Origin of the sequence: Streptomyces sp. 15-116A, from assembly GCF_025290915.1 — a bacterium.
In the GTDB taxonomy this organism is placed as follows: Bacteria; Actinomycetota; Actinomycetes; order Streptomycetales; family Streptomycetaceae; genus Streptomyces.
In genome coordinates this window covers 1-16,655 of the sequence record NZ_JAOCQE010000141.1, presented here as the reverse complement: position 1 = coordinate 16,655, position 16,655 = coordinate 1, and the positions used below count along the sequence as shown (strand labels likewise).

Annotated in this window: 15 protein-coding genes and 4 pseudogenes; 7 read left to right on the top strand and 12 right to left on the bottom strand. The window is 71.4% G+C overall.

All coding sequences use genetic code 11. The features are described from left to right. From N4P33_RS21560 to N4P33_RS21545, 4 genes and pseudogenes are all read left to right on the top strand, one after another. Positions 1-274 (top strand): annotated as a pseudogene (locus tag N4P33_RS21560) (1-acyl-sn-glycerol-3-phosphate acyltransferase); the annotation flags it as partial. A 115-nt stretch (positions 275-389) separates the two neighbouring features. Beyond that, positions 390-605 (top strand): annotated as a pseudogene (locus N4P33_RS21555) (TrmO family methyltransferase); the annotation flags it as partial. A 162-nt stretch (positions 606-767) separates the two neighbouring features. Beyond that, positions 768-1,133: a DUF488 domain-containing protein gene (locus N4P33_RS21550; RefSeq protein ID WP_260828285.1), complete on the top strand. Its 366-nt coding sequence runs from the start codon at positions 768-770 to the stop codon at positions 1,131-1,133. Positions 1,134-1,296: 163 nt separating this feature from the next. Then, complete coding sequence (locus N4P33_RS21545; protein WP_260828287.1) at positions 1,297-2,397, top strand: PP2C family protein-serine/threonine phosphatase; 1,101 nt, start codon at positions 1,297-1,299, stop codon at positions 2,395-2,397. A 52-nt stretch (positions 2,398-2,449) separates the two neighbouring features. Here the strand turns inward: N4P33_RS21545 and N4P33_RS21540 are convergent. After that, a pseudogene (locus N4P33_RS21540) lies at positions 2,450-3,173 on the bottom strand (dienelactone hydrolase family protein). A 179-nt stretch (positions 3,174-3,352) separates the two neighbouring features. Beyond that, positions 3,353-4,198 carry an LLM class flavin-dependent oxidoreductase gene (locus N4P33_RS21535; RefSeq protein WP_260828284.1) on the bottom strand — a complete coding sequence of 282 codons (846 nt, stop codon included), beginning with the start codon at positions 4,196-4,198 and terminating at the stop codon, positions 3,353-3,355. 360 nt (positions 4,199-4,558) lie between these two features. Here N4P33_RS21535 and N4P33_RS21530 point away from each other — a divergent pair, with 360 nt between their 5' ends. Continuing rightward, complete coding sequence (locus tag N4P33_RS21530) at positions 4,559-5,302, top strand: class I SAM-dependent methyltransferase (protein WP_260828283.1); 744 nt, start codon at positions 4,559-4,561, stop codon at positions 5,300-5,302. A gap of 55 nt (positions 5,303-5,357) precedes the next feature. Here the strand turns inward: N4P33_RS21530 and N4P33_RS21525 are convergent, their stop codons facing one another. The 3 genes and pseudogenes from N4P33_RS21525 to N4P33_RS21515 all read right to left on the bottom strand — a co-directional run. Then, positions 5,358-6,464 carry an AI-2E family transporter gene (locus N4P33_RS21525; RefSeq protein WP_260828282.1) on the bottom strand — a complete coding sequence of 369 codons (1,107 nt, stop codon included), beginning with the start codon at positions 6,462-6,464 and terminating at the stop codon, positions 5,358-5,360. A gap of 116 nt (positions 6,465-6,580) precedes the next feature. Continuing rightward, positions 6,581-7,588 carry an NADP-dependent oxidoreductase gene (locus tag N4P33_RS21520; protein ID WP_260828281.1) on the bottom strand — a complete coding sequence of 336 codons (1,008 nt, stop codon included), beginning with the start codon at positions 7,586-7,588 and terminating at the stop codon, positions 6,581-6,583. Between the two features lie 194 nt (positions 7,589-7,782). Further along, positions 7,783-8,154 (bottom strand): annotated as a pseudogene (locus N4P33_RS21515) (nuclear transport factor 2 family protein); the annotation flags it as partial. Between the two features lie 156 nt (positions 8,155-8,310). Between N4P33_RS21515 and N4P33_RS21510 the strand changes: the two are divergent. Beyond that, positions 8,311-9,195 carry a LysR family transcriptional regulator gene (locus tag N4P33_RS21510; RefSeq protein WP_260828280.1) on the top strand — a complete coding sequence of 295 codons (885 nt, stop codon included), beginning with the start codon at positions 8,311-8,313 and terminating at the stop codon, positions 9,193-9,195. 25 nt (positions 9,196-9,220) lie between these two features. Here N4P33_RS21510 and N4P33_RS21505 read toward each other — a convergent pair whose 3' ends face one another. Beyond that, a complete protein-coding gene (locus tag N4P33_RS21505; protein ID WP_260828279.1) occupies positions 9,221-9,622 on the bottom strand; it encodes a DUF2267 domain-containing protein in 402 nt (133 codons plus the stop codon). A gap of 329 nt (positions 9,623-9,951) precedes the next feature. Between N4P33_RS21505 and N4P33_RS21500 the strand changes: the two genes are divergently transcribed. Continuing rightward, the gene (locus N4P33_RS21500; protein ID WP_260828278.1) at positions 9,952-10,371 is read left to right on the top strand and encodes an ATP-binding protein; all 420 of its coding nucleotides are present in this window, start codon (positions 9,952-9,954) and stop codon (positions 10,369-10,371) included. 182 nt (positions 10,372-10,553) lie between these two features. On the opposite strand, the gene N4P33_RS21495 is transcribed toward N4P33_RS21500, so the two are convergent. The 6 genes from N4P33_RS21495 to N4P33_RS21470 all read right to left on the bottom strand — a co-directional run. After that, a complete protein-coding gene (locus N4P33_RS21495; protein ID WP_260828277.1) occupies positions 10,554-11,708 on the bottom strand; it encodes a HAMP domain-containing sensor histidine kinase in 1,155 nt (384 codons plus the stop codon). Continuing rightward, complete coding sequence (locus tag N4P33_RS21490; RefSeq protein ID WP_260828276.1) at positions 11,701-12,414, bottom strand: response regulator transcription factor; 714 nt, start codon at positions 12,412-12,414, stop codon at positions 11,701-11,703. The genes N4P33_RS21495 and N4P33_RS21490 overlap by 8 nt, the downstream gene beginning before the upstream one ends. Positions 12,415-12,487: 73 nt before the next feature. Then, complete coding sequence (locus N4P33_RS21485) at positions 12,488-13,195, bottom strand: VanZ family protein (protein ID WP_260828275.1); 708 nt, start codon at positions 13,193-13,195, stop codon at positions 12,488-12,490. Between the two features lie 159 nt (positions 13,196-13,354). After that, on the bottom strand, positions 13,355-14,758 hold the full coding sequence (locus N4P33_RS21480; RefSeq protein WP_260828274.1) for an MFS transporter: 1,404 nt from the start codon (positions 14,756-14,758) through the stop codon (positions 13,355-13,357). 205 nt (positions 14,759-14,963) lie between these two features. Continuing rightward, positions 14,964-16,127, bottom strand: a complete 1,164-nt coding sequence (locus N4P33_RS21475) for a hypothetical protein (protein WP_399029882.1) — start codon at positions 16,125-16,127, stop codon at positions 14,964-14,966. Continuing rightward, positions 16,124-16,655, bottom strand: a 532-nt coding sequence (locus N4P33_RS21470; protein ID WP_260828273.1) for an ankyrin repeat domain-containing protein, incomplete at its 5' end; no start/stop codon positions are given. The genes N4P33_RS21470 and N4P33_RS21475, both read right to left, overlap by 4 nt.

The window sequence follows — 16,655 nt, the reverse complement described above, 5'->3', positions numbered from 1 at the left end:
CACGGGGCTCGCCCGCCTGGCGCAGGTGACCGGCGCGCCCGTCGTACCGGTGGGGCACGCGGGTGCCCGGCGCCTGTCCTCCGGATCGACCGCGAAGCAGTTCGCCGGCGCCCTGACGGCTCCGCTCCGGCGGCCACGGCTGCACGTCCACGTCGGCACGCCCCTGTACCTGCCGACCGACGTCGCGGGCGGCACGGCCGTCGCACATCGTGCGGTCAGCCTCGCCTGGGAAGAGGCCGCCCGTGCCGTGGGCGAGCTCGGCCGCGCGGCGTGAACTCGCAGAACGTCGACTTCTCAGCCGCGAGTGAGGGTGCGAGGTCGCCGCGTTCGTGGCATGAAGTTGCGCGGGGCCCTACCGCGGCCGCACCGACCTCCCGGCCACGGGCGTCGTCGCCGGCCGTGGTCCCCACAGGCCGAACCGCATCGGGGTGACGTCCTGCGCCATCGAATCCGTCCAGGGTCGCGAATTGACGGTGGTGGGCCTCGACGCGGTCTCCGGCACCCCGGTCATCGACCTGGCACCGGTGATGAAGGAATTCCTCCCGACCGGCGTCAAGCAGCCGAACTGGGTCAGCCACCCGATGTCCGCGTACTTCCAGCCGTGAGACGTGGCTGCACAAGGGCCTTGGGTCCATCGAATGGACTACTCGGATCGCGTCCCCCGGTCCGGCGGCAAAGGCTGAGAGACGTTGACAGGAAGCCGCCTGGAGCAACAAAGGACACCCGCGCAGCACCATGATGGAGATCCGCCCGGAGAAGGTGTCGTCATGACCGGACAGGTCAGGTATCGCAGGATCTACGAGGACCCCTCACCGGAGGACGGCAAGCGGGTGCTCGTCGACCGGTTATGGCCGCGTGGCGTGAGCAAGGAGGAAGCCGGCCTCGACGAGTGGCTGAAGGACGTCGCTCCGTCCACCGATCTGCGCCGCTGGTATCACCACGACCCGGAACGCTTCGCCGAGTTCCGCGAACGGTACGTCGACGAGCTGCACGACCCCGAACACCAGGAAGCAGTGCAGCATCTGCGCGGCATTGCGGCCCACGACGACGTCACGCTTCTCACCGCTACCAAGGACGCGGACCACAGCGAAGCTGCCGTACTTGCCCAGTGGTTGAACGACACGCCGGAGTAGCGACGGTTTCCCCGTCCGGCCGGTGACATCGGTCCGCACTCCGTCGCGTCGGCACGAATCCTCTGCGGCACTGCGCGGATCACCGCACCCGAGGCTTCTACTCCGCTGAAGCCGGACGTCCGTTATGCCTGGATATGATGCGTTTGTGATCAAGTCCAGAACGATGCGGCGCCGTTACCCGCCCGAGGGCGGACGGTGGAGGGCTGGCCTGCTGTCACCGGTGATCCTTTCGGTGCTCATCGCCGGCCTGGCGTTCTCCACCCCCAGGGAGATCGCGTTCAGCCGGCTCCTGCCCGCCGCGCCCGCACTCGCCGCCGCGATGTGGCCGGTGCTGCCCACGGTCCTGCTGGGCACCTTCTGTCTGCTGGTCATGATCTGCCTCGGGTTCTTCTACACCGACCTCGGCATCCCCTACACGGCGGCTGCGATCGTCGCGGTCACCTTGGCCGCCGCGTATGCGAGCAGTGTCCGGCTCCAGCGGGAGGAGACGCTCCTGCGGGTCAGGCTCGTCGCCGACGCGGCCCAGAAGGTGCTCATGCGGCCGCTGCCGCGCCTCGTCGGGGACCTCGAGATCGAATCGCTGTACCGGGCGGCCCAGGTGGAGGCCCGGATCGGCGGGGACTTCTACGAAGTGGCCGCCACACCGCACGGGGTCCGGCTGCTCATCGGCGATGTGCGCGGCAAGGGTCTGTCGGCCGTGGGAGCGGCGTCGGCGGTGATCAGCTGCTTCAGGGACGCCGCGTACGACGAGCCCGACCTGAGGAGCATCGTCCGTCGTCTGGAGATCAGCACGACCCGCCACAGTGCCAGGTTCCCCGCTCCCGACCTGCCGGAGCGCTTCGCCACCGCCCTGATCGCCGAGATTCCGCCCGGCGGGGGCCAGGTCAGGCTTCTCAACTGCGGGCACCCGCCACCGCTGCTCGTGCACCGCGATGAGGTCCGCGTTCTCGAACCCAGCGCCGCCTCACCGCCGCTCAACCTCGCGACGCTGATCGGCGACGACTACTACGTCGACACCTTCGCCTTCGCCCCGGGCGACCAGTTGCTGGTCTACACCGACGGCGTGACGGAGACACGGGACCGCACCGGCGAGTTCTTCCCCCTGCCGGACTGGATGCGGCGGCAGGTCCCGGCGCCGCCCCGTGAGCTGCTCGACCGGCTCCACCGGGACCTGCTCCACTACAGCGGTGGGAGGCTCGACGACGACATCGCGGCCCTTGCCGTGCGGTGTCCGGACGCCCGGGGGCCGGGGGACGGCGTCTGAGGGCGGCTTGCACGCCGGGTCCCCCAGCCCGTGCCGGGCAGTCGGGCCCGGCTTACTTCAGGTGCCGGTCGATGAAGCGGGCCCCGTCCTCCACCTCGAACCAGGGGGTGCCGGTGTGCCCGCCCGGGTTCGCGTGCAGCGTCTTCTCCTTGCTGCCGAAAGTGTCGAACAGGTCCAGGGCCCGCTGCCGGGGGTTGCCTTCGTCGTCCCACTGCAGCAGGAGCAGCAGCGGAACGCTGACCTGCCGGGCCTCCTCGCGCTGGACGCGGGGCACGTAGCCTCCGGCGAAGAAGCCGGCGGCCGCGATGCGCGGCTCCAGCATCGCGAGGCGGATGCCGAGGGCGGTCCACCCCGAGTACCCGACCGGGCCGCTGATCCCGGGCAGGGCGAGGAGGGCGTCCAGGGTGGTCCGCCACTCCGGGGCCGCCTTCTCGACGAGGGGGCCCGACCACGGACTCGAAGATCTCGTCGTCCGGCTCACCGGTTTGCACGGCCTCGCGGAGCTCGGCGCGTGCCCGCTCCTCGGCGGCGGAGCGGGGCCGGTCACCGCACCCGGCGGCGTCGATCGTCGCCACCGCGTAGCCGTACGCCGCGGTCGCCCTGGCTCGGGCCACCAGCCGGGGCTCCCGCTGGGGCAGGCCGTTGTTGTGGGCCATGAGGATCAGCGGGGCCGGTGCGGTGGCTACGGGCGTCCAGAGGGTGCCGGGGATCGCGCCGAGGCTGAACTCGCGTTCGAAGATGCCGTCGCCAACGTGCTGTTCGGAAGTGAAGCGCATGGTCGTGCCTTTCGGAAGCGCTGTTGGACGGCGCTCCCGGACGTCCTATCGCCCGGCCGTGACCCCTGAGGGGAGCACCCATGTCGATACGTTCACGGGTACCACCTCCTCGTTCTCTCGCACGGCCTCGGGGAACATAGCAGTGGCCGCCGTAATCGTCCCACCGGTTTTCGGGTGGGTCACAGGATGTCGGCGAGGCGGTCCACTTGGTCGGGGTCGAGGCCGTAGCAGTAGAGCATGACCTCGTCGGCGCCGAGGTCCGTGAAGGCGGAGATCGCTTCGCGGATCGCGCCGGGAGTGGTGAGGGTGCTCGCGGCCATCCGGTCCGCCATGCCCGTGAAGGCGTAGTAGGCGTGCAGGGCGGTGCGGGCGTCGTCGATCACGTGCTGCGGGCCGAGGGCGACGTTGACCTGCGCGACCAGGCGCGGTGCGCCGTCGCGGCCGTACTCCTTCCAGTACGTGCGGACCGTGTCGAACAGGCCCTCTGCCCAGGACGGCGGCGCCGCGGCCAGGAAGCCGTCACCCCAGCGCGCGACGCGTTCGAGTGCGACGGGTTTGAAGCCGCCGAAGAGCACCTTTGGACCGCCGGGCCGCGCCGGCGCGGGGCCGACCGGGCCGACACCGGCACGGTAGGGTTCACCGGCCCACAGGCGGCGCAGTACCGGCATCTGTTCGTCCAGGCGGCGTCCGCGCGTGCGCTTGTCGGTGCCCGCGGCCTGGTGGTCGTCGTCCCGGCCGCCGATGCCGAGACCGAGCACGAGCCGGCCGCCGGTCATGCGGTCCACGGTGGCGGTCTGTTTGGCGAGGAGGACGGTGTCACGGAGCGGGGCGAGCAGCACCTCGGTCTGGACGCGGATGCGGGAGGTGGCGCCGGCGAGGAGGGCCAGGGCGACGAGGGGTTCGGGGTTGTCGTAGACGAGCCGGTCCAGCAGGCCCAGCGTGCTGAACGGACCGGCGTCCGCGCGCCGGGCCCAGGTGAGCAGGGTGGCAGGGTCGCCGATGGGCAGACCGATACCGACGTTCATGCGGGAACCTCCGAAAGGAAGGGTCGGCAAAGAAGCGGCTGCCGCCCCTCCGGCACCTCAGCGAGGTGGAACGCTCCCGCTCTGCGGCGTACTTCTGGGGGAGCGTGTGATCGAAGTGGGATCACTGTAGAGCGAACCGGCTTACGGGACAACCGAGTTCGTCGGGACGACCCTACGCCCACGCGACGATCTCCGGCGTGTTCCAGAAGACGCCGTCTCCGGGCTCGGGCCGTGGCGACGGCCAGGCGATGACGGTCCGATCGGGCAGTCCCAGGGCTCCGGGGCGACGTAGGCTTGTTCGGCAGCCCCCATTCGGAAAGTCGTTGGACATCGCCCAAGTCGGCGGCGACCGTGGAGGGAATGCAGCAGGAGACGATCTGGAACTCCGAGGCCGCCCGGCGTTATGACACGCCCGGGGCCGGTATGTTCGCGCCCGAGCTGCTGGAGCCCACCGTGGAACGGCTCGCTCGGCTGGCGGGAGGCGGAGCAGCGCTGGAGTTCGCCATCGGGACCGGGCGGGTGGCCGTCCCGCTCTCGGAGCGAGGGGTGTCGGTCGCCGGTGTCGAGCTGTCCCTTCCGATGGTGGAGCAGCTGCGCACCAAGGCGGACGAGGCGACGATCCCCGTGGTCATCGGCGACATGGCGACCGCGGACGTTCCTGGGGAGTACGCCCTCGTCTATCTCGTCTACAACACGATCTCCAACCTCCTCACCCAGGACGAGCAGGTCCAGTGCTTCCGCAACGCCGCCCGTCATCTGACGCCCGGTGGCCGGTTCGTGATCGAGCTCTGGGTGCCCGAGCTGCGCAAACTCCCGCCGGGTCAGACGGCGACCGTGTGGCAGGCGGAACCCGGCTACATCGGTCTGGACACCTACGACGTCCTGCGCCAGCACGTGGTGTCGCACCACTTCCACTTCGACGAGACCGAGCAGGCACGGTTGTTCCGGAGCCCTCATCGCTACATCTGGCCGGCCGAACTGGACCTGATGGCCCAGCTGGCCGGCTTCGAGCTGGAGAGCCGGCACGCGGACTGGGTCGGCACCGAGTTCACCGCCGAGTCGCGTTCTCACGTCTCCGTCTATCGGATCCCGCCGGTGTCGTAAGGGCTCCTGCACGGCTTCGCTCCGGTCGACTCCCCCTCATCGGCCCCGCGAGCGGTCAGTGGGTCTCGCCGGTCGCTACCACGGGTTCCGGTTCCTGCGGTGGGTCGCTGAGTTGCTCGCGGAGGTAGTTCCACACCACGGCGATCAGTGCGGCTACCGGTACGGCGAGGAGGCTGCCGACGATGCCGGCCAGGCTGCCGCCCAGGGTCACCGCCAGCAGGACGACCGCGGCGTGCAGGCCGAGGCCGCGGCTCTGGATCATCGGCTGGAAGACGTTGCCCTCCAGCTGCTGCACCACGACGATGATCGCGAGGACGAGCAGGGCGTCGGTGAGGCCGTTCGACACCAGCGCGATGAGGACCGCGACCAGACCGGCGAACAGGGCACCGACGATCGGCACGAACGCCGAGACGAAGGTCAGCACGGCGAGGGGCAGGACCAGGGGTACGCCCAGGATCCACAGGCCCAGTCCGATGAAGGCGGCGTCGAGCAGGCCGACCAGGGCCTGGGAGCGTACGAACGCGCCCAGGGTGTTCCAGCAGCGTGCGGCGACGACCGGTACGTCGGTGGCGAGCCGGCCGGGCAACTGGCGCTCCAGCCAGGGCAGGAAGCGCGGGCCGTCCTTGAGGAAGAAGAACATCAGGAACAGGGCGAGGATGGCGGTGATCACACCGTTGAACACGGTACTCACGCCCGTGACGGCGGTGGTGACGATGCTTCCGGCGCTGTCCTGGACGCGGGCCGCCGCCGAGTCGAGGGCGCCGGCGATGCGGTCCTCGCCGATGTTCAGCGGGGGCCCGGCGGCCCATTCGCGCAGCCTGTCGATGCCCGCGACCACCCCGTCTGCCAGTTCCCCCGACTGGGACGCCACCGGCACGGCGATCAGCGCGACGGTGCCGGCGGCCACGAGCAGGAACAGTACGGTCACCAGCGAGGCGGCCAGGGCCGGGGGCAGGCCGCGCCGGCGGAGGAGGCGGGCCAGGGGCCAGGTGAGCGTGGTGAGGAGCAGGCCGACTATGAGCGGCCAGACGACGGACCACATCCGGCCCACGAGCCAGAGGACCGCTGCGGACATCACGGCGACGAGCAGCAGTTCCCCGGACACACGCGCCGAGGTGTGCAGGGCGGCGCGGGTTCTCGTCGAATTCAGGCGGGCAGACATGAAGGCACCCTATGGGTCCCCGCGTTGTGTCCGTCACCGCAGGTCCGGTCCGCGGCGCACGACAAACCCGCACGTGCGAGCCACGGACCGGCCGCGCCCCTCCGGGGACGCCGGGATCACTCCAGTTCGAGGACGAGCTTGCCGACGTTCTCGCCGCAGAAGAGCATCTGCAGCGTCTCGGGGAAGTCGTCCACGGTTCCGCTCACCACGTGTTCCTTCACCTTGATGCGGCCGTCCCGGATCCAGGAGGCGATCTCGCGCGCGGCATTGGCGTACTGCTTGGCGTAGTCGAAGACGACGAAGCCCTCCATGCGGGCCCGGCGCACCAGCAGCGTCAGGTAGTTGGAGGGGCCCTTGACGCCGGTCGCGCTGTTGTACTGGCTGATCGCTCCGCAGATCACCACGCGCGCGTGCATCGCCAGCCGGGTCAGGGCGGCGTCGAGGATGTCCCCGCCGACGTTGTCGAAGTAGACGTCGATGCCGTCGGGGGCCTCGCGGCGCAGCGCCTTGCGCACGTCCTCGGCGCGGTAGTCGATCGCCGCGTCGAAGCCCAGTTCGCCGGTGAGCAGGGCGCACTTCTCCGGTCCCCCGGCGATGCCCACGACCCGGCAGCCCTTGGCCTTGGCGATCTGGCCCACCATGGTGCCGACCGCACCGGCCGCCCCCGACACCACGACGGTCTCGCCGTCCTTGAGTGCTCCGACGTCGAGGAGGCCGAAGTAGGCGGTCATGCCGGGCATGCCGAGCGCGCCGAGATAGGTGGAGGGCGGGGCGAGGGAGGTGTCGATCTTCATCGCGCCCTTGCCGTCGGAGACCACGTACTCCTGGACGCCGAAGGTGCCGACCACGTGGTCGCCCGGCCGGTAGTCGGGGTGGTTCGAGGCGGTGACCTCGATGACCGATCCGGCGCGCATGACCTCGCCGATGCCGACCGGCGGCAGGTAGGAGGGACGGTCGTCGAGCCAGCCGCGCATGGCCGGGTCCAGGGAGATGAAGCGCGTCCGTCCCGCGAACAGGCCCGGGCCCGGTTCCTCGACGGGGACGGAACGGTGCTCCCAGTCCTCGGGTTTCACGTCGCCGACGGGGCGGGCGGCCAGACGGATCTGGCGGTTGGTCGCAGACATCGCGTCTCCTGTCGTTCGCAGTCTACGAGGAGGGTACCGACCGGTAGGTACGGCGCGTACGGTGACGTGCGTCACGATGCAGCCATCTTCCCGAGTTGCAGCCGCGGCTTCGCACCGGCGGCGTTCGGAGGCAGTGCCGTGCTGAGACCGGCGGACGTGTGCCGGTCCCCTCCCCCTGTTGGCGATCATGGTGATCAGGAGTGGCGGTGGTAGGCCTTGTTGGCGATGCGCCAGCTGTCGTCGACGCGGACCAGCAGGAAGACGTCGGTAAAGGTGTCCGCGCCGTGCACGAGTGTCATGGTGGCGGTCGCGACGGTGCCGTGGACATCGACGGTGTCGATACGGCGGGACCGGGTCGGTTCGTCCGGGGCAGGGCGGCCGGGGAAGAGAGCGCAGTACTCGTCCAGGGGCCAGGAGACGAAGGCGCCGTCCCGGATGCCCTCGATATGGGCGCTGGGCAGGAACGCGTCGCGGAAGTGGGTGGGGTCGCCGGTGGCGTGGCCGCGGATGTAGGCGCGCAGCGGTGCGAGCACGGCGATATCGACGGCGGGTGCCGTGGCGGCGGCAACGTCCGGTGTCCGGGGGCGGTTTGGGCCGTTCACGGCGGTGGTGTGCGGTGTGGTCATGGGCGTCAGCGTGGTGGATCCGGGAGGGTTGCGACAAGCGAAGATCTGGCAGGGCTGCCCTGCGGGACGCGCATACCGGCTGGGCATACTGGCGCCATGGATCTGACGGTGTGGCGCGCCTTCGTGACCGTGTGCCGGCTCGGTTCGCTGTCGGCGGCGGCCGCCGAGCTCCAGCACACGCAGTCGGCCGTGTCGCGGCAGATCGCCGGGCTGGAGCGGCAGCTGGGGGTGGCCCTGCTGGAGCGCCATGCACGTGGTGTGCGACCGACTCCGGCCGGCGAGGTGTTCCGGCGTCATGCCGTGGCCACGCTCAACGAGGCCGACCGTGCGGTGCGTGCCGTGCGGGACGTTCGCGACGGCGTGTCCGAACGGCCGCTGGCCGTAGGTGCCACGCCCTCACTGGCCGCGGGTATCGTCCCCTCGGCCGTCCGGGATCTGCTGGCGAAGAACGGGCCCATGCGCTGGAGCCTGCTGCCCGGCCTGAGCCGGGATCTTCACGGCCGCGTGGTCGCCGGGGATCTCGACCTCGCTGTCGTCACCGACGCACCGCCGGGACTGTCCGAAGACTCGCGGGTCGAGCGGCGGTTCCTCGGGATGGACGACATGGTCGTCGTCCTGCCTCTCGGCCATCCGCACGGCGGGCAGGCTCTCGTGGCGGTTCAGGCTCTGGCCGACGAGATCTGGGTCGAGGACAACGACGGCTCGGCGGCGCTGCTGCGCCGGCATGCCGCCCGCGCCGGGGTCAGCCCGCGTATCGACCTCACCGCGGCCGACCTGCACGGCAAGCTGGCACTGGTCGCGGCCGGCCACGCCATCGCGCTGATACCCGGAGTGCTGACGTGCGCGCTGCGGCCCGACGTCATGACGGTGCCCCTCGTGGATCCGCCGTCGCGCGGCATCTACACGATCACGCCACGTCGTGACCCTCATCCCTCGGCGGCGGCGCTGATCGGTCAACTCGCCGCAGCCTTCGCCTCGTGACGTCGGGTCGTGGGCGCTGGCCCGGTCAGGCCGGCTCGGTGCGTCCGAACAGGCCGGCGTGGCCCGGGGGCAGCTGGGTGAGGATGCGGCGCAGCAGGGCGTCGTCAGCCAGCTCGGCCAGGACCGGGAGCACGGCGGTGACCGCGCGTCTGGCCTCGGCGACACTGTCGTCGCCTCGCTCGGCCACGGCTGCGACGAAACTCTCCGGTGGCAGCGGCTCGGTGGCCGGTTCCGTCGCGCTCAGCAGCGGGCCGCAGTGGCGGGGCAGCAGGCGGGCCAGATCGGTGCGGTCGTCGCCCACCAGGTGAGCGCCGAGGACCTCGAGCACGTGCTGGGTGGCTCGCGCCGCCTGCTGGGGGCAGGTGTAGCCTCCGCCGTCGGCCACCCGGTCGAGGAAGGTGTCCAAGGTTTCCGGTGCGCTGTTCATGGCGACTCCTGTCGTCCGCGGCCTGCTGGTTGCACCGCTGCTACCCGCCCCGTCGACCGGCCAACGCCCTTGTCCCCCGGATGCGTCGAGTCAGCAGGTCGGAGACGGCTGCCGGTCTTTCGGCGGGACGGATCCGGTTCACCCTGCCGGCATGTTCGAGGGCGTCCTGCTCGTCGTCGGGCCGGCTTCGAACATGCCGAGGAGGGTTGGGCCTCACGGAACGGGGCATCACCGGAAGGCAGGAGCAGCCGCGGCTGAGATTCCGCGGCTCCGGCCTCGGCCGTGTGACTCGCGAGGCCGGTTCGTCCTAGGAGGGGAAGTGATCCGCCATGCGTGCGCCCACCGGCGCCCATCGGCGTTCCGCCCGAGTGGAGTACCTGTTTCCCCAGGACATGGCCGCCGCCCGACAGGCTCGCAGACTGGCGCGTGCGTTCCTCGCCGGCCGTGGCCACCCCTGGGCACCGCCATCGGCGTCGCAGGTTGCGGATGCCGAGCTGGTGGTCTCCGAGCTGGTCACCAACGCCGTACGGCACGGTGACGGTGACTGCCGTCTGCGTGTGGCGGTCTCGGACAGACAGGTCTGCATCGAGGTGTCCGACGGCAGTTCGGCACTGCCACGCGTCCGTCCGCTGACCGCACACGGTGAGAGCGGGCGAGGGCTGGCCATGGTGCGGCACGCGGCCCAACGGGTCGACGTGATGCCGACCGTGGGCGGCGGCAAGACGGTGCGGGCCGTTCTTGCCGACTGAGAGGCCCTCGTAGCCGGAGCCGATCAACTCGTGCCTGTTCGAGCAGGAGCGCAGGCGCCGCCTCGCGTCTCAGCGCCGCCCGTGTGACGGAACCGATGTTCCCCGCCGCGCCCGTGACGGCGACCGTCTTCCCGTGCACTACGCCTCCCCCGGTTCGGCCAAAGTCGCATGCTCTCGCTCGATCAGCCATGGCTCAAGGCGGGCTGTCGGGCCTCCCCTTCAGCACCTGCTCTGCGGCGCAGCAGACGGTCGCGGCGGACCTGCTGGGGTAGCCGGACGGTGGTCAGGAGGCCGCCGGGGTCGCGGGGGGTGAGGGTGAGGGTGCCGTCGTGGGCGCGGGCGATGCTGTGCACGATGGCCAGGCCCAGGCCGACGCCGGCGTGTTCGTCGGTGCGGGCGCGGTCCGTGCCGCGTTGGAAGGGTTCGGTGAGGGTGGGGACCAGTTCCGGGGGAAGTCGGCGTCCGGTGTTCTCGACGCGCAGCACGCTGGTGTCGCCCTGTGTCTCGGTGTGGACCGTCACGGTGCCGCCGGTGGGGAGGTTGTGGACGATGGCGTTCTGGACGAGGTTCGTGACCATCCGCAGCAGGAGTTCGGCGGAGCCGCTGGTTCTGGCCGGCCCGCCGGTGACGTCGAGCGTGATGCCGCGCTGTTCGGCGAGGGGAAGCAGGGTTTCGGTGGCCTCTTCGGCGACGAGGGAGAGGTCGATGCTCTCGCGCGTGAAGGTGCCGCGGTCGCTGCGGCTCAGCAGCAGGAGTGCCTCGGTGAGGCCGATCGCCCGGGTGTTGACCGCGTGCAGGCGTTCGATCAGTGCGTCCCGGTCCTGCGTGGGGTCCTTGCGGGCGACGTCGAGGAGGGTCCGCGAGATGGCGAGCGGGGTGCGCAGTTCGTGGGAGGCGTTCGCGGCGAACCGCTGTTGTTCGGCGACGTGCGACTCAAGTTGTTCGAGCATCGAGTCGAACGCGTCGGAGAGTTCCCGGAATTCGTCCTGGCGGCCCTGCATACGGATCCGGTGGGACAGCGACCCGTTCCCGGCCGTTCGTGCCGCCTCGGTGATCCGGGTGAGCGGGGCGAGCATCCGGCCGGCGAGAAGCCATCCCCCGACGAGGCCGAACAGGAGCAGGAAGCCCATCGCCAGGGCCGCGGCCGGGACGAAGGTGCGCACCAGGAGGTAGCGGTTGGGGGCGATCCCCAGGAGGCCCTTGGGGCTGTCGGGCACGTAGCGCAGGATGAACACCCACACCACGGCCAGCAGGAGAGTGCCCGCGACGGCGAGGAATCCCGCGTAGCTGAGGGTGAGTTTCAGTCGGGCGCTGAGCCCTGGGCGCCGCCTATCCATGCGTCCCGCCGAGGCCGGTGGTGGTGCTGGGGGTGCTGCTTCCCTCGTCGGTGTCGATCCGGTAGCCGACGCCGGGCACCGTGGCGATGATCCATGGTTCGCCGAGGCGTTTGCGCAGCGCGGAGACCGTGATGCGGACGGCGTTGGTGAGAGGGTCGGCGTTCTCGTCCCAGGCCCGTTCCAGCAGCTCTTCGGCGCTGACGACGCCGCCCTCGGCGGAGAGCAGGACCTCCAGGACGGCGAACTGTTTGCGAGTGAGCGCGACATAGCGTCCGTCGCGGAAGACCTCCCGGCGGAAGGGGTCGAGCCGCAGGCCCGCGAGTTCGCGGACCGGGGGCCGGGCGTGGGCACGTCGGCGGTCGAGCGCCCTCAGGCGCAGGACGAGCTCCCTCAGTTCGAACGGCTTGGTCAGGTAGTCGTCGGCGCCGAGCTCGAACCCCGAGGCCTTGTCGTCGATCCGGTCGGCGGCGGTGAGCATGAGGATCGGCATGCCGCTGCCGGAGGCCACGATGTGCCGGGCGACCTCGTCGCCGGAGGGGCCCGGGATGTCTCGGTCGAGGATCGCCAGGTCGTAGGAGTGGACGGCGAGCAGTTCCAGGGCGGAGTGGCCGTCGCCCGCGATGTCCGCGGCGATCGCCTCCAGCCGCAGGCCGTCACGGACGGCTTCGGCCAGGTAGGGCTCGTCCTCCACGATCAGTACGCGCATGTCGGAAGCCTAAGCAGGTCGGTGTATCGGCAATGTATGGGAACGGGCGGGTGGTCCTTGCCGTGGCCCTGGCTCAGCCTGCCGGTACCGGCGCGGGGCGAGGCCGGTCGGACGGCGCCTGGGCGCTGGTGTGCCACCAGCGGCGTGACGCCAGCGCGGCCAGCACGGCACCGGTGGCGTTGACCAGGACGTCGTCCACGGAGGACACCCGGTCGAGGCGCAGAACGTACTGCGCGGTCTCGACCAGGACCGAGCAGCCCGCACCGAGTGCCAGGATCCGCGGCACGGACGCGAGGGCCGCGAAGCGTATCGGGGCGAAGAACCCCAGGGCCGCGAAGACCAGCAGGTTGCCGGTGATCCCGAGCGGGCCCATCGTGAGCAGGTCGCGTATCGGTATCAGGCTCACCCGGGCGGGGGCGGTGCCCGCAGCCGCGCCCGGCATCATGGTCAGCCACAGGAACGGCACCGTGCCGTGGACCATGCCCACCTCGGCCACGGACGTCCGCCACGCCGACGTCACCCCGGCGGCGCGCCGGTGTCGCGCCAGAGCCCACGCCACCAGTACGGCCAACGGCAGCGTGACCAAGGTCATCAAGACCACGCCGTTGAACGTGTCGAAGCAGCCGTGCCACCGACCGGCCATGCATCGGGGTGCGGCCATCAGCAGCGGCCTACGCAGGACGAACGCGACGCTCGCCGAGCCGAGGATCGCCAGGCCGAGAAGGGCGATCCTGCGGAGGGCGGGGCGGGGCAGGGCTGACCGGGATGCGTCGTGGTTCATGCCCCCATTGGAGATGAAGGGCCGTTGCGGTGGCGTATGCGATTTTCGATATGCCCGCGATATGCGAGGTCCGAGGCGTGGGGCAACCGATCCGTGGCGTGGGGCAACCGGTCCGAGGGAAGCGGCAACCGCCGTTTCGCGGCCGTCGGCCCGGGCGGATCAGCGGCCCGACGACTCACGCGGGCTGTCGGCCGGGAGACGCCCGGCACCCCTCTTCGCCCGCCACCGGGAACCCGCCCAGCCGAGGCCCACCAACGCGGTGGTGACCGCGAGAACGGCGTACGAGGCGGTGTAGGACGTCGACGTCGCGACCGCGCCGGCGGCGAGCGCGCCGAGGCCCGTGCCCGCGTCGAAGCCGACGTTCCACGCCGTGCTCACGGTCGATCGCGCATGTTCGCCCGCGGCGGCGAAGGACTGCACGAGCGTCAGGTTCTGCAGGCCGCCGTACGCCACGCCCACCGCGAGCATGCCGGCGACCAGGAGGAACCGCCCGGCCGGGCGGTGGCCGCTGACCGTGGCGACGGCGATGGCGGCAAGTCCGGCGGCGCCGACGAAGAGGAGCGGTGCGATGGCGGGGGCGGCGCCCCTGCGGTCCGCGTAGCCTCCGATGCCCCAACGGCACAGGGCGGCGGTCCCGGTGAACACCACAAGTGCCACGTACACCGTGGTCGGATCGGGGTCCAGGCTCGGAGTGAAGGTGAGCACGGCCCCACCGGCGGAGGTGATCGCGAGCAGGGCGACGATCGGCCCCGCCAGGGCACGGCGGAGTGCGGCGGCATCACGCCGCTCGACGGGCCGGCCTGGCTCGGTGGGCCGGGCAGGCCCGGGTGACTCGGCGGACGCCTCGCCCACAGTACGGTCGCCGGACTCCCCTGACTCCCCTGACTCCCCGGACTCGGCGGACTCGGCCGACACCCGGCCCGAGCCGCGCAGCTCAGGTCCGGCCGACGGCCGCTCCGCCCGCAGCGCGTGAGCCACCGGTACGGCCAGCGGGGCCGCGAGCAGCGGGACGGCGGCGAGCGCGAAGACCAGCCAGAAACCGATGCGCTCGGCGAACCACGGCGCCACGGGAACCAGCAGGAACTGCGGGGCCGCCACCGCCAGTCCGTACGCCCCCACCGCCCGCCCACGACGCGCGGGTTCGACGAGCGCGGCGACCCCCGTCGCACCGCACACGGTGATGATGCCGAAGCCGAGTCCCCGCACCGCCGCGAGCAGGGTCACCGCCCACACCTCGTCCGTGAGGAGGTGCACCGGTGTGGGAGCTCCGAGCAGGCAGGCCCCGAGCGTGAGGGTCCAGCGCCAGCCGAGGCGTCGGAGCGCCCTTCCCACGAACAGCTGGGCGAGCACCGTGCAGAGCATCAGGACGCCGTTGACCACACCGGCGCCCAGTTCGTCGGCCCCGCCGTCCAGGACCCACAGCGGTGCGACCGGCATCAGCAGCGCGAACCCGGCGAATCCGAGCGCGGTCGAGCCCAGCAGCGCCGGCATTCCCGGAGCCCGCCAGACCGACGGGGCGCCCTCGGTGTCGCCGGTCACTTCGTTGATCCGTCCTCCCAGCATCCGGCAGATGCTATGCCACAGCCTCGTCATGCGGAGCGCCCCGTTCCTCCCGCTGCCGCGCTAGGCCCTGTCGTCAAATACCCGTCGTCCGCCCGAAGGGCGGGCCTGCTGGCGTCAGGTGCGAGTGGGGGCACCTCCCACGCCCTTGAGGCAGTGGGGGAGCGTGCATGGCGTCGCCAGGCAGACGGGGATTTGACGACAGGGCCTAGAGAACCGCGATACCCAACGGCCGTTCTCCGGCGGCCAGTCGGCGGGTGTCACCGCTGTCGAGGTCGACGACGGTGATGCCGTTCCAGTAGCCGTCGCGGGTGAAACCCCCGGTGACGTAGGCGGTGCGCTCGTCGGCGGAGACGGCGACGTCCTCGTGCGGCCCCTCCAGCGGGATCACCTTCTCCTCGCCGTCTGGCGTGCGGACGGTCAGTGACGGTCCCTCGTCCCGTGACGGATCGATGGGGCCCGTGCCGACCGCCAGGAGGGTGCCGCCCGGGGTGATGGTGACGCCGTGCTGGTGGGTGTCGGCCGTCATCCGCTCAATGGCCGACCGGCCGGTCTTCGGGTCCAGTACGACGAGCCGCTCCCCCTCGAAGGGCAGCAGCAGTGTGCCGTCCGACGGGCGTACGGCCGCGTAGTGCGGCTTGAGCCAGGAGCCGAGCCCGCCCTCGGTGCCGTACGGGGCGACCTCGATGCGGCGTGTTTTCCGCGTGCGTGTGTCGACGATGGTGACGTCGAAGGAGTCGTGGTCGGTCGCGTAGACCTCGCGGCCGTCCCGGGAGACGTCCACGTCGAACGGGCGCCTGCCCACCGGGGCCGTGTCGGTGACCTCCCGGGTCCTGGTGTCGATGGTCTCCAAGGAGCCGTTCCCGGACGGCACGTTGACGCCGACGTGGACGTGCCTGCCGTCGGGGGCGAGGGCGATGCCCATGCCGCCGCCGCGGTACTCGCCGTCGGTGACCGGGCCGAGGTTCTTCGTCCTGTACGGGATCAGGTCCAGGCGCTCGCGGTGGTGGGTGTCGACGACGGCGACGCCCTCGGCGGTGGCGACCCAGGCGCGGCCGTCCTCGCCGACGACGAGACCGTAGGGTGCCTCGCCGACCTTCACCGAGTCGACCGGCCCCTTGTCCGGGTCGACGAACGTGACGGTGTCGGCACCGAAGTCGGCGACCAGCAGGGTGCCTTCGGGTGTCCGGCCGGTCATCTCGGGGGCGACCGTCGCGGGAGCCGACGCGGAACTCTTCGGCGTCGACGGTTCGTCCCGGGTGTCGGGTGCGGAGGCGCAGCCGGCGAGCAGGGCGGCGCAGACGAGCCCCATGGCAGCGCCGCGGACCGCGCGTCCCGTGCCACGGGGGCCGGTGACCGTGCGGCGCCTCACCGCACGGCCCTCAGCAGACCCGCGATCTCCTCGAAGCCACGGCGCTCGGCGTGCTCCAGAGCGGTGCGGCCGTCGCCGTCGGGCAGGTCGGGGGTGGCGCCCGCCGTGATGAGCAGCTCCACGATCTCCTGGTGGGCGCGGCCGCCGTCGCCGAGGATCACCGCTTCGAGCAGGGCGGTCCAGCCGAGCCGGTTGACGTGGTCGACGTCGATGTCGGTCTCGCGCAGCACGGCCCGTACGTAGTCGACGTGGCCGCGCTCGGCGGCGGGGATGAGGGAGATGCCGCCGAAGCGGTTGGTGACCTTCAGATCCGGGCGGGCGGGGAGCAGCGCCCTCATCATGGCGACACTGCCGGTGGCGCCGGTGACGAGCCATGGGCTGTCGTCCTGGTCGTCGCGGGCGTCCGGGTCGGCGCCCGCGGCGACGAGTGTCCGCGCGGCGGCGACGTGGTCGTGCAGGGCGGCGAGGAGCAGCGGCGTGCGCCGGTGCGGGTCACGGGCCTCGGTGTCGGCGCCCGCGGCGAGTGCG